The organism is Lentzea sp. JNUCC 0626 (assembly GCF_043632865.1).
Lineage (GTDB): Bacteria > Actinomycetota > Actinomycetes > Mycobacteriales > Pseudonocardiaceae > Lentzea.
The window spans coordinates 7378533-7392905 of record NZ_CP171635.1 but is presented as its reverse complement, the minus strand read 5'-3'; the positions used below and the strand labels follow the sequence as shown (position 1 = coordinate 7392905).

General features: G+C 68.1%; 12 protein-coding genes. 6 read left to right on the top strand and 6 right to left on the bottom strand.

Translation table 11 applies throughout. The features are described from left to right. The first annotated feature begins 145 nt into the window (after positions 1–145). From JNUCC0626_RS33965 to JNUCC0626_RS33945, 5 genes are all read left to right on the top strand, one after another. Positions 146–550 carry a hypothetical protein gene (locus tag JNUCC0626_RS33965; protein ID WP_394614823.1) on the top strand — a complete coding sequence of 135 codons (405 nt, stop codon included), beginning with the start codon at positions 146–148 and terminating at the stop codon, positions 548–550. Between the two features lie 68 nt (positions 551–618). After that, positions 619–1263 carry a tRNA (guanosine(46)-N7)-methyltransferase TrmB gene (gene trmB / locus JNUCC0626_RS33960; protein WP_394622159.1) on the top strand — a complete coding sequence of 215 codons (645 nt, stop codon included), beginning with the start codon at positions 619–621 and terminating at the stop codon, positions 1261–1263. Between the two features lie 132 nt (positions 1264–1395). Next, the gene (locus JNUCC0626_RS33955; RefSeq protein WP_394614822.1) at positions 1396–2502 is read left to right on the top strand and encodes a nitric oxide synthase oxygenase; all 1107 of its coding nucleotides are present in this window, start codon (positions 1396–1398) and stop codon (positions 2500–2502) included. A 294-nt stretch (positions 2503–2796) separates the two neighbouring features. Continuing rightward, entirely contained in the window at positions 2797–3963 is a 1167-nt protein-coding gene (locus JNUCC0626_RS33950; RefSeq protein ID WP_394614821.1) for a sensor histidine kinase, read from the top strand. A 456-nt stretch (positions 3964–4419) separates the two neighbouring features. Continuing rightward, positions 4420–5733, top strand: a complete 1314-nt coding sequence (locus JNUCC0626_RS33945) for an amidohydrolase family protein (protein WP_394614820.1) — start codon at positions 4420–4422, stop codon at positions 5731–5733. A gap of 43 nt (positions 5734–5776) precedes the next feature. On the opposite strand, the gene JNUCC0626_RS33940 is transcribed toward JNUCC0626_RS33945, so the two are convergent. Then, positions 5777–6454, bottom strand: coding sequence for an SDR family oxidoreductase (locus tag JNUCC0626_RS33940; protein WP_394614819.1), 678 nt, complete (start codon positions 6452–6454; stop codon positions 5777–5779). A gap of 12 nt (positions 6455–6466) precedes the next feature. Here JNUCC0626_RS33940 and JNUCC0626_RS33935 point away from each other — a divergent pair, with 12 nt between their 5' ends. Continuing rightward, positions 6467–7645 carry an MFS transporter gene (locus JNUCC0626_RS33935; RefSeq protein WP_394614818.1) on the top strand — a complete coding sequence of 393 codons (1179 nt, stop codon included), beginning with the start codon at positions 6467–6469 and terminating at the stop codon, positions 7643–7645. On the opposite strand, the gene JNUCC0626_RS33930 is transcribed toward JNUCC0626_RS33935, so the two are convergent. From JNUCC0626_RS33930 to JNUCC0626_RS33910, 5 genes are all read right to left on the bottom strand, one after another. Further along, positions 7618–8157 (bottom strand): DUF3455 domain-containing protein, encoded by a 540-nt coding sequence (locus JNUCC0626_RS33930; protein WP_394614817.1) that lies wholly within the window; start codon positions 8155–8157, stop codon positions 7618–7620. The two genes, JNUCC0626_RS33935 and JNUCC0626_RS33930, sit on opposite strands and share 28 nt — an antisense overlap. Before the next feature lie 46 nt (positions 8158–8203). Next, positions 8204–8743 carry a DUF3455 domain-containing protein gene (locus JNUCC0626_RS33925; protein ID WP_394614816.1) on the bottom strand — a complete coding sequence of 180 codons (540 nt, stop codon included), beginning with the start codon at positions 8741–8743 and terminating at the stop codon, positions 8204–8206. A gap of 134 nt (positions 8744–8877) precedes the next feature. Further along, positions 8878–10968 (bottom strand): PhoX family protein, encoded by a 2091-nt coding sequence (locus JNUCC0626_RS33920; RefSeq protein ID WP_394614815.1) that lies wholly within the window; start codon positions 10966–10968, stop codon positions 8878–8880. 131 nt (positions 10969–11099) lie between these two features. Continuing rightward, complete coding sequence (locus JNUCC0626_RS33915) at positions 11100–13124, bottom strand: PhoX family protein (protein ID WP_394614814.1); 2025 nt, start codon at positions 13122–13124, stop codon at positions 11100–11102. A gap of 57 nt (positions 13125–13181) precedes the next feature. Beyond that, entirely contained in the window at positions 13182–14348 is a 1167-nt protein-coding gene (locus tag JNUCC0626_RS33910) for an MFS transporter (RefSeq protein ID WP_394614813.1), read from the bottom strand. Positions 14349–14373: the final 25 nt, after the last annotated feature.

Below are 14373 nucleotides of genomic sequence, written 5' to 3'. Positions count from 1 at the left end.
TTCACGTTCAATGGGGTTATCCCCGCCGCGGAGGTGGCCAGTGGTCCGTGTTGAAGCAATGCTCGGCCTTGAGTGGTCCAGTGCCCTAGAAGCTCCGAATCCCGCAGAGATCGCCCTCACCCCAGCCGACGCACGCCGTTCGTGGGTGAACCGGGCAGCTGAGAACGAGGTCCTGACGATGTACCGCGCCGTGCGGTCCGTCGAGGACGCGCCCGCGCCGTGGTGGCTGCGCGCGCTGGACAGAGGCAGACTCCGTTCCCGTGCCGAGGGGCACGCCGTCGAGGACGCCGTGAGCGAGTTGCTGTCGGCGCGACCCGGCTGGGTGTTCGTGCCGTGGGTCGACCTCGGCGAGATCGGGTACTGGGAGTACGTGCCGTCCGAGAGCGGTGTGTACGGGCCTGCCACCCCCACAACCGTGCAGTTCACGGACTCGCACCGCGGGTTCGTGCACCTGGTTCCGGCCCACCGCGGGCCCGGCCGTCCGTCCCCGATCGACTTCACCGTGGCTGACCTGCGTACTCAGATCGAGGACATCGAACTGATTGCTTAGAATGTCCGGTCGTGACCAGCCCTGAGTTCCCCCGCTCCATCGTCAGCTTCGTCCAGCGCGGCGAGCGCATGACCGTGGGACAGGAACGCGCCTGGGACACGTACTGGGAGAAGATGGGCAACGACGTCAAGTCGTTGCCCGAGGGGCCGTTGGACTTCGACTCGTGGTTCGGCCGTTCCGCGCCCGTGCTGCTGGAGATCGGATCCGGCATGGGCGAGACCACCTCGCAGCTCGTGGCCGCCGCGCCCGAGCTCAACTACGTCGCCGCCGAGGTCTACAAGCCGGGCCTCGCCCAGCTGCTGCTGCGTGCCGAGCACCTCGGCGGCCTCGACAACCTGCGCGTGCTCCGCGGTGACGCCGTCGTGCTGCTGACCGACCACATCGCGCCCGCGTCGTTGCACGGTGTGCGGATCTTCTTCCCGGACCCGTGGCCGAAGAAGAAGCACCACAAGCGCCGGCTCGTGCAGCCCGAGTTCGTGTCCCTGATCGCCTCGCGGCTCGAGCCCGGTGGCGTGCTGCACCTCGCGACGGACTGGGAGCACTACGCCGAGCAGATGCTGGAGGTCTGTTCCGGCGAGCGACTGCTGACCAACGTCCACGACGGCTGGGCGCCGCGGCCGGACTGGCGGCCGGTCACCAAGTTCGAGCAGCGGGCCGTGAACGAGGACCGGGTCTCACACGACCTGATGTTCCGGCGGAACGACCTCACCTGATCGAGGTCTCAAGCCGTTCGAGTGAACACCTTGGGTCTACCGTTCACTCGTTGGAGTGGCCGGTGTTGATCACCCGAAATGCCCCGAGTGGCAGTGACGCGTGAGGCCACTCCGGGCTTAGCGTCTCGCTCCGTGACCCCCGACGTCCTCCCCGTCGCGGAGGAGTTCGTCCGCATGTTCCACGCGGCGCACTCCGACGCAGGCTCGCTGACCGCCCGCATCGCCCAGGTGCGCGCCGAGATCACCGAGACCGGAACCTACCGCCACACCACCAACGAACTCGCGTACGGCGCGCGGATCGCGCTGCGAGATTCCGGTTGGTGCACCTCAGGATTGCCCTGGCGACGGCTCAAGGTCCGCGATCTGCGCGGCTACCGCAACGCCGCCGCCGTGGCCGGAGAGTGCGTGGAGCACTTGAGGCTCGCGACCAACGGCGGTGAGATTCGGCCGCTGGTAACGGTTTTCGCGCCGGACGCGCCCGGTTCGCCCGGCCCGGTGATCTGGAACGAACAGCTGATCCGGTACGCCGGGTACGCCGACGGGATGGGCGACCGCCGGTACGCGGGGTTCACCGAGACCATGCAGGGCATGGGATGGCGTCCGCCCGTGCGTCGTTCACGCTTCGACCTGCTGCCGTTGGTGGTGGAGACGCAGCACGAAGGGCCGCGGCTGTTCACGTTGCCGTCCGAGATCGTGCACGAGGTGCCGTTGGAACACCCGACGCTGCCGTGGTTCGGCGAGATGGGCCTGCGCTGGCACGCGGTCCCGGTGATCGCGAACATGAAGCTGTCGATCGGGGGCGTGAACTACCCCGCCGCGCCGTTCAACTCGTGGTTCGTCGGCGCCGAGATCGGCACGCGCTCACTGGCCGAGGAAGGTGCTTACGGCGTGGCCCGTGAAGTGGCCGAGGCGTTGGGTTTGGACACTTCGTCCGAACGCACTCTGTGGCGGGACTTCGCGACCGTTCACCTGAACGCGGCAGTGCTGCACTCGTTCGACAAGGCGGCCGTCACCATCACGGACCACCACGCGGAGGCGTTGCACCGCCTCGCCTGGCTGCGTTCGCGGCAACGGCCGTCCGTCGCACGTCCCGCTTTCCGGCTCGACAGCGCAGCCGCGGCGCGCGCACGGAACGGTTCTCCGGCGCGCTTCACGGCCGCGTTGGACGAAACCCGTCCTCAACCGACGAGCAGGCTGGCGGAGCTTCTCCGCCAGCAACACTCCCTGACCAGCGTCTGACTTCCCCATCACACGCTGGTTCAGCGAACTACTTCGAGTCGATCATCACGCCGGACAGCGCCATCAGCGCCAGGACCAACAGGCCGACCACCGCGGCGGCCCAAGTGAACACAACTGACAACATGGCGTCCTCCGTTTCCCCGACTTCCGCACCTCCAGAGTCCGTGACCGGGGCGTGATCCGGCATCCGCCGTGAGGGTGTTTCCGCAGGTCGTCCCCTCAGCCTTCTGGCTGATGCCGGAGTCGGCCCTCGGTCGGACGCGGGATCACCCTTCCGGCCATAGGGTTGCTCGGGTGGAGAGCACGGACTTGAACTGGTGGCTGCTCGCCAAACGCCAGTGGCCGCTGGCGATCTCTCTCGCCGTGATCGCGACAGCCGAGGTCGGTGCGATCTCGACGGGCGCCGGCTGGTGGCAGGTGCCCGGTGTCGCGGTGATCTGCGTGCTCGCGGTGCTCGCCCCGCGCAGACCGTTCGACGCGGCCCTCGCGCTGGCGTTCGCCGTGGCGTGCGTGGCCGTCTACATGCGGCTGCTCGGCGTGGCGATCGAACCGCACCTGCTCTGGAGCGGTGCCAGCATCTCGATGACCGGTGCCGCGATGGCCACCATCGCCACGCTCGTGCGCGTCGCCTCGCGGTTCCGTTCGGTCGTCGGTGTGCTGGCCGTGCTGGCCGCGCTGGCGCTGGCGGAAGTCCTGGGCTGGCCGATCGTCGCCGCCCGCTACTACCGGGACTGGACGCCGGACGCGTGGAACTACGCGATCCCTGCCGGTGTGCTGCTCGTGCTCTCGCTCGGCACCGGCCTGTACTTCCGGGCCCGGGACGCCGAACGCACCTCACAACTCGCTGCTTCCGTTGCGGCGGCCCAAAACGCGGAGCGGATGGCGTTGGCGCGCGAACTGCACGACGTGGTGGCGCACTACGTCACGGCGATCGTCGTGCACGCGCAGGCCGGGCAGCTCAACCGTTCCGTGGACGTGCTGCCGTCGATCGCGGCGTCCGGCAACGAGGCCCTGACCGCGATGCGACGGCTCGTGGGCACGTTGCGGGACGGTGAAGCTTCCGGAGCTGCTTCCCCTGCCGCGTCTTCATCTCTTGTCGACGACGTGCGCGCGTTGGCGGACGAGTCGGGGCTGCCGGTGCGGTTGTCGTTCGACCTGCGGGACGCCGTGCCGCAGGAGCTGGCGCGGTCGGTGCTGCGGCTGGTGCAGGAATCGTTGACCAACACCGCGAAGCACGCCGCCGCTGTGTCCTCGGTGGACGTCGCACTGTCCTCTGGGGACGGTGTGCTGCACCTGGCCGTGTCCGACGACGGCATCGCGTCGGGCGTTCCCGTGGGCGGATCGGGAGGCTACGGCCTGGTCGGCATGCGCGAGCGCGCGGAACTGCTGGGCGGCACGTTCTCCGCAGGCAGGCGCGAACCGACCGGGTGGACGGTCCGCGCCGATCTGCCGATTTCCTAGTTCAGCCGATCTGCCGATTTCTTGGTTCACATGTCGTCGCGGATGACTTCGAACTCCTGCGTCATCTCGGCATCGCTGAACTGGTCGTCGTTCTGAGGGTCGAGGTCGGCCATTGATGCCTCCACATGATCACGCCCGTACCGTGGAGTGTGATCATGCCAACTCAACGCCGGGTCGGCGGCTTGGGGGTGGCGGGCTTCTGCGCGCGACGGAACTGCCCGGCGGACGTGCACGACTTCTTCGACATGATCTTGAGACGCCCCTGTCCGGCCGGTGGTTGCTCATGGATGCACAAAGGGCCCGTCGGCTCATGCTTCGACGGGCCCCTTGGATGGGGAAAAGTTTTAGGCCGGGGCGGACCCTGGGGGTCGGCCCGCGCCCGACAGAACGAGGATTCCCAACCGTTCGCGAACTATGCACGCATGTGACCGGCATCACAATGGCAGGATTCTCCGCATGTCACTGCGTCTGCACGCCCCGGTGGTCCTGCCCTGCGACCCGTCCTGCGCCGTCGTGCGCGACGCGGTCGTGGACGTCGTCGACGGCCGGATCACGTTCGTCGGTCCTGCCTCCGAGGCCCCGGAGTTCTCCGGCGAGGTCCGGCAGTTGTCGGGAATCCTGATGCCGGGCCTGGTCAACACCCACGCGCACACCCCGATGACCGTGCTGCGCGGCCTCGGCTCCGACCTGCCGCTGCTGCGGTGGTTGCAGGAGGCGATGTGGCCGAACGAGGCGTTGATGACGCCCGCCGACATGCGCACCGGCATGCTGCTCGGCGCCGTCGAGATGCTGCGCAACGGCGTCACGACCTCGACCGAGATGTACTTTCACGGCCGCGAGGTCACCTCGGCCGTGCTGGAAGCGGGGTCGCGGGTGGTGTTCGGCGGGGCGATCCTCGACGTGCCCGGCATGGACTGGAAGGCGCAGACCGACGAGATCTCGTCGTGGATCGACGACGAGGGGCTGCGGTTCGGGCCTGGTGAGCGCGTCGAGGTGGCGTACGGGCCGCACTCCGCCTACACGTTGTCGGCGCCGCAGCTCACCGCGATCGCTGTCGAGGCACGGGCTCGCGGCGCGTTGTTCATGGTGCACGTGGCGGAGTCGCCCTTCGAGGACGAGGCGGCTCGGGCCGAGTTCGGGTCGGTGCCGGCGTTGATGAAGGCGTCGGACGTGCTGGGTGGGCGGGTGTTGTCGGCTCACTCCGTGCACCTGTCGGACGACGACATCGCGGTTTACGCGTCGTTTGGCGTCGGGGTGGCGCACTGCCCGGCTTCCAACGCGAAGCTGGCTTCGGGGATCGCTCGGGTGCCGGACATGCTGGCCGCTGGGGTTTCCGTTGGGCTCGGGACGGACGGGCCCGCTTCCAGCGACGACCTCGACCTGTTGGGCGCGGCGCGGTTGGCCGGCATGTTCGCTCGGGTGTCGACCATGGACGCGACTGTGCTTGGCGCTGGTCAGGCGTTGCTGATGGCCACTCGGGGTGGGGCTGACGCTCTCGGGCGGGACGACATCGGTTCGCTGGAGGCCGGGCGGTGGGCCGACGTCGTGCATGTTTCCGCTGATGACCCGGCGTTCGCGACCGGGCTGGACGCGCCGGACGCCCAGTTGCTGGCGAACCTGGTGTGGGCGGCCGGGTCGCGGCGGGTCACCGATGTGTGGGTGGCCGGGGAGCAGGTCGTGTCCGGTGGGGAGTCGACTCGGGTGGACCGGCACGAGGCGCAGGCCGGAGTCACCGCGGCGGCGCAGCGACTCCGGAGCGTCAACCTCTAGCCACAGGCTGTTGACAAGCCTGTGGACAACTCCGCCACGGGCCCTAGTGCGGGCGCGACCTCACGTTGATCTCGGTGATGTGCGCGTCGGGTGTCGCCAGCACGGCTGACGCCACGGCGCGTCCCACCGAGGCCGGGTCGATGTACTTGGACGGGTCGTAGTCGCCGCCCTCCTGGCGGCGCACGTCCTGCTGCATCGGCGTGGCGGTGCGGCCCGGGTAGACCGTGGTCACGCGCAACGTCGGCTCGTCGCCGCGGAGGGCGTCGGCGTAGGCGCGGAGGGCGAACTTCGAGGCCGCGTAGACGCCCCAACCCGGGTTGGCGGCGAGGCCCGCGCCCGAGTTGATCAGGACCACGTGGCCGCCGGCGGCGCGGAGTTGCGGCAGGACCAGGTTGGTCAGTTCGGCCACGGCGAAGACGTTCACGTCGAAGGTCTTGCGCCAGTCGTCGGACGTGGCCTCGCCGAGCGGGCCGAGGAGGGCGATACCCGCGCTGTGGACCAGGACGTCCAGGCGGGACAGCGGTCCTAGGTCGGCCGAGGCGACGTTGGTCAGGTCGAACGGCCAGGGTTGGGAGCCGGGGAGTTCTGCGGCCAGGACGGCGAGGGAGTCCTCGTCGCGGCCGGCTAGCAGGACGTCGTGGGTCGGGGCCAGACTGCGGGCGATGGCCGAGCCGATTCCGCTGGATGCCCCGGTGACGAGGGCGACCGGACGATCAGTCATGGGGGAACTGTAGTGCCGAAGAAGTTGATCCTGCCGTACCTGTGCCTGCTGTACTTCATCAACTACCTGGACCGGGTCAACATCGGGTTCGCCGGTCCCAACGGGATGTCGGAGGAGCTTCAGCTCAGCGCGACCGTGTTCGGGTTCGCGTCCGGGGTGTTCTTCATCGGATATCTCCTCCTCGAGGTGCCGAGCAACCTGGCGTTGCACCGGTTCGGGGCGCGGAGGTGGATCGCGCGGATCATGGTCAGTTGGGGGATCGTCGCCACGGCCATGGCGTTCGTGCCCAACGGGACCGTGCTGATCGTGTTGCGGTTCCTGCTCGGTGTGGCGGAGGCCGGGTTCTTCCCGGGGATCATCCTGTACCTGACGTACTGGTATCCGCAGAAGGAGCGGGCGCGGATCGTCGCGCTGTTCATGGTGGCGGTGCCGATCTCGTCTGCGCTCGGGGCCACGTTCAGCGGGTTGCTGATCCAGTGGTTCGACTGGCGGACGATGTTCCTCGTCGAGGGGCTGCCGGCGATCGCGTTGGCGTTCGTGACGTGGTTCTGGTTGCCGGACAAGCCGGAGCAGGCGGTCGAAGAAGAGCCACGACAAGAGCACTGGCCGTTGAAGAAAGCTCTTACGCACCCGCGGATCCTGGCGTTGAGCTTCGTGTACTTCGGGATCGTCTACGGGCTGTACACGCTCGGGTTCTTCCTGCCGACGATCATCAAGGGGCTGGCGCCGGGAGCCGGCATCGTGGAGCGCGGGCTCATCAACGCCATTCCGTACGTCTTGGGTGCGGTCGCCATGGTCCTGTGGGCCAGGCACGGCGACCGCACCGGGGAACGGAAGTGGCACGTCGCCGCGCCGATGTTGCTCGGTGGAGCGGCGATTCCGGTCGCGCTCTACCTCGAGCACCCCGTGGCCGCGATGGTCGCGGTGTCGGTGTGCGCCATCGGGGTTTGTGCTGCCCTGCCCACGTTCTGGGCGCTTCCCACGAGTTTTCTGGGCGGCACTGCGGCGGCGGGTGGCATCGCACTGATCAACTCACTCGGCAACGTCAGCGGCTTTGCGGCGCCGTACGTGACCGGGTGGTTGAGCGACCTGACCGGGACGCAGAAGACCGGGTTGTGGGTCGTCGGCGGCACGATGGTCGCGGCGGCGGTCGTCGCGCTCGTTCAGAGGGCCGGGACGGAGAAGGTGTAGAGGGCTTCGTAACGGACGGAGGTCTGGGCGCCTTCGGTACAGGAACCAGTCGGCGCCAGGCCACCCTTGGTGTTGAGGCGCTGCACGTAGCTCACGCCGGCGAACACACCGGAACCCCTGGTGGACTTGGCTTTCAGCAGGAGTTCCGGAACGGCGCCGGGCACCTCGTTGCGGGCTCCGTCGACCGGGGCGGCTTCGACCGCGCTGCCGTCGACGGTGGAGACCCAGATCGGACCGCGCGAGTGCAGTCCGACCGCGCGCCCGAGCCGGTCCGCCAGGGTGGCGGCGGGCTCCAGGCTCTTCCAGGCGCCGGACGCGCAGGTGTAGGTCTGCACGCCCTTGGCGTAGAACTTCTCGACGAGCTTGTTGCCGGGCGGCACCTGCACCGCGGGTGCGACCCTCGCGGCGATGTCGCTCATGGCGTCCGGGGTGGGTGCGGCGGTGGAGCCGACACCACCCGCGAGGATGCCCAGAAGAGTTGATGAGACCAGGACTAAGCCAGCACGTTTCATCACCTCAGGTCGTACGGACCGGAATCCGGACCGGTTCAGTGCCGTCTCAGTTGGCCGGTGCGTAGAAGGTGTAGAGGGCCTTGTAGGCGACGGAGGTCTGGGTGCCTGCCTTGCAACCACCGGTCGGCGCGACGCCGCCCTCGGTCGCGAGGCGCTGGACGTAGGAGACCTTGCCGAACAGGCCGTCACCACGGGCGACCTTGGTCTTGAGCAGGAGCTCGGGCACCGCGTCCTTGACGTCGTTCTTGGCGCCGTCGACCGGGGTCGCCTCGACCGCGCTGCCGTCCACGGCGGAGATCCAGACGGGACCGCGGGAGTGGATGATGATCGGCTTGTCGTTCTTGTCCACCAACGTCGCGGTGGGCTCTAGACCCTTCCACGCGTTGCCCTGGCACGAGTAAGTCTGAACGCCCGTGGCCTGGTATTTGCCGACCAGCTTCTGGCCTGCCGGGACCTGGACCGCTGCCGCGACGGGAACGTCCTTGGCCTGAGCGACGGGGGTGGGGGTGGCGGTGCCGGCCGTGGGGGTGCCACACGCAGCAAGACCCAGAAGAGCAGCAGCACCAACGAGAAGACGAACATTCACGATTCACTCCAAAGTGGACAGCCAAAGTGGACTTTCTGGGTTTGGCTGTCCGCGGTGCAGCCACCCACAACACGGGTGGGCGGCTGCACCGGTTCACATGATCAGAGTGAGCCAGGACACACGATCAAGAACGATCAGTCGCAGATCTTCCTGCGGTCCTTGCGCCACACCACCGCGACGGACGGACGCGGCTGCGAGGTGCCACCGTCCGGCCAGTGCGACAGCGGGTTGTTGGCCGACGCGCCGTCGATCTCACCGGGGTGCTGCACGGACACCAGCACGAAGTCCTCGGTGATGACGGGACCGCAGGTCTCGGCACCCTTCGGCACGGTGAGGAACTGCTTGACCTGGCCGCGCTTCGGGCCCTCGACGGGCACCGCGAACAGGCCGTCGTTGGACGCCAGGGCGTTGCCGTCGGTGGAGATCCACAGGTTGCCGTGCGTGTCGAACGCGACGTTGTCCGGGCACGAGATCGGGCTGACCTGCGACTTGTCGAACCCGCCGAAGTACGTGCCGGGGTCCTTCGGGTCGCCGCAGACGAGCAGCAGCTTCCACGAGAACGACAGCGCCGTGTTGTCGCTGCGGCGCTCCTCGATCTCCAGGACGTGGCCGTGCTTGTTGCCGTTGCGCGGGTTGATCTCGGTCGGGCCTTCCTTGCCCGCCTTGCCGCGGTCGGTGTTGTTCGTCAGCGCGGCGTAGATCCGGCGGTTGTGCGTCGAGGGCTCGACGTCCTCGGGGCGGTCCATCTTGGTGGCGCCCACGGTGTCCGCGGCGAGGCGGGTGAAGACGTAGACCTCTTCGGCGGAGAAGCCCGGCACGAACGACTTGTCGTTGTGCGCCAACGCGATCCACTCGCCGGAGCCGTCGAACTCGCCGTCGGCCGGGAGCTTGCCGGTGCCGTCGATCTCGGCGGCCGGGCTGTCACCCGTGAAGCGCGCGACGTACAGCGTGCCCTTGTCCAGCAGCTGCTTGTTGTGCTCGCGGGCGCGCTTCGAGTCGCCCTTCTGCATCTTCTCGTCGGAGACGAACTTGTACATGTAGTCGAAGCGCTCGTCGTCGCCCATGTACGCGACCACGCGGCCGTCCTTGGCCACGATGATGTTCGCGCCCTCGTGCTTGAACCGGCCGAGCGCGGTGTGCTTGACCGGCGTCGAGTGCTTGTCGAGCGGGTCGATCTCGACGATCCAGCCGAACCTGTTGGCCTCGTTGGGTTCCTGGGCCAGGTCGAAGCGCTTGTCGAAGCGCTCCCACTGACGCAGGGACGCGCCGCCGCTGATGCCGTAGCGGGCGAACTTGGCCTTGGTGTCGGGGTCCGTGACGTTGCCGGCGTTGGCGAAGTACTGGTTGAAGTTCTCCTCGCCCGACAGGATCGTGCCCCACGGCGTGACGCCACCGGCGCAGTTGTTCTGCGTGCCGAGCACGCGACGGCCCGTCGGGTCGGCCGAGGTCTTGAGGTACTTGGAACCGGCGGCCGGGCCCTTCACCTCGAACGGCGTGGTGAGGGTGATGCGGCGGTTGTACTTGCGCTTGTCGTCCGGGCAGACGAAGAGCTTGCCGGTGCGCGGGTCGCGGTCGACCATCACGACCGACAGGCCGTGCGCGGCCCACGCGATCTTGGCGTGCTTCTCGGTGATCGTGGTGGGCGACCAGTCCTTGAACATGAAGGACTCGGTCGTGTACTCGTGGTTGCTCACCATGAGCCAGCTGTCGTGGTAGCCCGGAACCGGGACCAGACCGCAGAAGTCGTTGTTGAAGCCGAACTGCTTGGCCTGCGCCTCCGGCGTCTGGTTGTCGAAGTCGAACTTCGGCGAGTCGTCGAAGATCCCGTCACCCCAGCGGATGACGACGTCCTGCTGGAACCCCTTGGGCACGGAGATCTGGTCGAGGGTGTTGGGCTGCACCGGCTCGAAGTTCAGACCGCCCGGGTCCTTGGCACCGCCACGACCGGCGGCCTCGGCGTGCGCGGGAGCGGCGGCGGCGGAACCGGAGAACGCGAGCGCGCCGGCACCGGCGACCGCGACGACGGCGCCCGCCTTCAGCATGCCGCGACGGCTCACGACTTCCTGGACGACGTCGCCGAAGTACGCGTTCGCGGACGAGTTGGGCGCCTCGTGCGCGCAGGCGTTGCCGCAGCGGAACTCGCAGGTGACAGCCTGCCGCCCGAGCGGGTGGCCGGTCGTGAGGAGGGGCAGCAGACGACGGCCCCGATCGGTGGGTGAGGACACGCAGGCCTCCGAGATCGGTGTCAGTGTGGGAACTGGCCGAACCTAAGAGCCGAACGAGTTCGCCCGCTGTCCAGCAGATGAACGGCGAGCGAACTCGTACTACACCCGAACGATCACAACACGCGTAGTGATCAGCCGATCTCGCCCAGTCGCCCCCGGTCCTTGCGCCACACCGCGACGACCGACGGACGCGGCCGTGCGGTGCCCCGGTCGGGCCAGTTGGAGACGGGCTTGTCGGCGTTCGCGCCGTCCACCTCGCCGGGGTGCTGCACGCAGACCGTGATCACCCGCTCGCCGATCACCGGGCCGCACGTCTCGCCGCCGCGCGGGACCGTGAGGAACAGCTTGAGGTGACCGCGTTCCGGGCCTTCCAGCGGCACGCCGTAGAGGCCGTCGTTCAGGCCGTCGAGCTTGCCGTCGGCGTCGGTGGAGATCCACAGGTTGCCGTAGCGGTCGAACGCCACGTTGTCCGGACTGGAGATCGGGCTGACCTGGGACTTGTCGTAGCCGCCGAAGTAGGTGTTCGGGTCGTCCGGGAAGCCGCAGACCAGGAAGAGACCCCAGTTGAACGTCAGCGCGAGCGCGTCGCTGCGGCGTTCCTGCAACTCCAGGACCTGGCCGTGGCGGTTGTTGATGCGCGGGTTCGGCTCGGTCGCGCCCTCCTTGCCCGCCGTGACACCGCGTTCGACGTTGTTGCTGAGCGCGCAGTAGACCGTGCCGGTGCGCGGGTGGCACTCGATGTCCTCGGGGCGGTCCATCTTCGTGGCGCCGACCTTGTCCGCGGCCTCGCGCGTGAACACGTAGACCTCCTCGGCGGTCATGCCCGGCACGAACGACTTCTTGCCCGCCGCCAGCGGGATCCACTCGCCGGTGCCGTCGAACTTGCCGTCGCTGGGCAGCTTTCCGGTGCCGTCGATCTCGGACGCCGGGCTGTCGCCCTTGAACCGCGCGACGTAGAGCGTGCCGTCGTCGAGCAGCGTCATGTTGTGGCGGCGCGCGGCCTTGCTGTTGCCGCGCTTCATCTTCCCGGTGGAGATGAACTTGTAGATGTACTCGAACCGCTCGTCGTCACCGGAGTACGCGACGACGCGGCCGTCGTCGGCGACGCGGATGTTCGCGGTCTCGTGCTTGAAGCGGCCGAGGTGCGTGTGCTTGATCGGCGTGGAGTCCGGGTCGTGCGGGTCGAGTTCGATGACCCAGCCGAACCTGTTGACCTCGTTGGGTTCCTTGGCCAGGTCCCAGCGCTTGTCGAAGCGCTCCCACTTGCGGGTGGTCGCGGTGCCGGTGACGCCGTAGCGGGTGAGGCGCGGGTCGTTGCGGCCGGCGGCGTTGGCGAAGTACTGGTTGAAGTTCTCCTCGCCGGACAGGATCGTGCCCCACGGCGTGACGCCGCCGGAACAGTTGTTGATCGTGCCGAAGACCTTCTTGCCCGTCGGGTCGACCGACGTCTTGAGCAGGGCGCTGCCCGCGGCCGGGCCGCGCACCTCGAACGCCGTGTTGAGGGTGATGCGGCGGTTGTACTTGCTGAAGCGCGGCTTGTAGTGGCCGGTGAACAGCGACCGCTTGATCATGAACACCGACAGGCCGTGCGCGGCCCAGGCGATCTTGGCCTGTTCCTCGGTGGGGTTGTTCGCGTCGTAGCCGCGGAACATGAACGGCTCGCTGGTGTACTCGTGGTTCGTGACCATGATCCCGCTGAGCTCCAACGGGTCCAGCGGCAGGATGGCGGCGAAGTCGCAGTTGAAGCCGAACTGCTTCTCCTGCTTCGCGGCCGTCTGGTTGTCGAAGTCGAACTCGGGAACGCCGGGGAAGAGCGGGTCGCCCCAGCGGATCACGATCCCCTGCTCGTAGCCCTCCGGGACGACGACCTCGTCCTTGGTGTTGACCTGGACGGGCTTGAAGTCGAGACCCCGGGGTGGGCGGCCCTGGGACTTCTCTTCGGGTGCGGCTGCCGCTGCCGTCGCGGGTGCGGCGATGGTGGCGGCGGCCGCGACGACCGCGCCCGCCTTGAGCGCCGTCCGACGGCTGACCAGATCGCCGAAGTACGGATTGTCCGAAGTGTTCGGAACTTCGTGGAAACACGCGTCGCCGCAACGGTATTCACATGTCACCGCTGCTCTGCCGACGCGGTGGTTGACGAGCGGCAGGGGGATCATGGTGGTGGCCTCCTACGGTCGGTGCGGGAACCGCCACCGACCGTAGTTCACCCTTTGTTAACCCACTAGCTGCTCGCTCGCGATCACGACTTCCGTAGGTACCTCGCGCGTATCAGTTCGGTTGAACGCGAGCAGGACCGCTGCGACCGCGCAGAGGACGGCCGCGACGACGAACGGCTGGGCGAGGTGGCTCACGAACGTCGCCGCCAGCGCGCCGCCGAGCCAGCGCAGGAAGTTGTACCCGGCGCTCGCCACCGGCCGCGGCGCGTCGCTGACGCTCATCGCGGTGCCGGTGAACAGGGTGTTGAGCAGGCCGCTGACCAGGCCGCTCACGATGATCGCGACGACCAGCAACGGCTTGCTGGGCACCGCCATCAGCACCATCAGCACGGCGAACGCCAAGACCGAGGCGATGATCGCGCGCTTCTCGCCGACCCGGTCCGCGAGGCGCGGCGCGAGGAAGACGCTGGAGACCGCGACGCACACGCCCCAGCCGAAGAAGATCAGTCCGATCTCGACCGCCCCGAACTGGAGGACGAACGGCGACCACGCCAGCACGGTGAAAAAGGCCGCCGTGTAGAGCGCCGCTCCGACGCTCGTGCGGAGCAGCGTCGGGTGTTTCAGAGCTTTCAGCGGGTCGGCAAGGCCGATCTTCGGACGTTCGTGGTGCGAGTCCTTGGCCAGGAACGTTGCACAAAGGATCAACGCCGCCGCCATCAGGACCGCGGTGCCCAGGAACGGCCCGCGCCACGAGATGCTGCCCAGAAGGGCGCCGAGCAGCGGCCCGACGCTCAGCCCGAGGCCGAGCGCGGCCTCGTAGAGCAGGATCGCCGCCTTCTGCCCGCCGCTCGCCGCGCCGACGATGACGCTGAGCGCGGTGGCGATGAAGAAGGCGTTGCCGAGGCCCCAGACGGCCCTGAGGCCGACCAGCTGGCCGATGCTCCCTGCCGCCGAGCACGCCAGCGTGGCGATGACGATCAGCGCGAGCCCGCCGACGAGCGTGCGCTTGGCCCCGAACCGCGCCGTGGCCGCGCCCGTGAAGAGCATCGCCACGACCTGAACGCCGAGGTAGGACGAGAAGAGCAGGGTGACCTGCGCCGGTGTCGCGTGCAGACCCTCTGCGATGGACAACAGGATCGGGTCCACGAGCCCGATCCCCATGAAGGCGATCACGGCGGCGAACGCCGTGATCCAGACCTGTTTGGGCTGAGCTTTGAAATTCACTTAGCTAGCCTAACCGATTTTGCTT

Bases quoted from the DNA above. Each gene is read 5' to 3' on its own strand.
- JNUCC0626_RS33915 (WP_394614814.1), bottom strand. From the start codon at position 13,124: ATGATCCCCCTGCCGCTCGTCAACCACCGCGTCGGCAGAGCAGCGGTG.
- JNUCC0626_RS33945 (WP_394614820.1), top strand. From the start codon at position 4,420: ATGTCACTGCGTCTGCACGCCCCGGTGGTCCTGCCCTGCGACCCGTCC.
- trmB (WP_394622159.1), top strand. From the start codon at position 619: ATGACCGTGGGACAGGAACGCGCCTGGGACACGTACTGGGAGAAGATG.
- JNUCC0626_RS33940 (WP_394614819.1), bottom strand. From the start codon at position 6,454: ATGACTGATCGTCCGGTCGCCCTCGTCACCGGGGCATCCAGCGGAATC.
- JNUCC0626_RS33930 (WP_394614817.1), bottom strand. From the start codon at position 8,157: ATGAAACGTGCTGGCTTAGTCCTGGTCTCATCAACTCTTCTGGGCATC.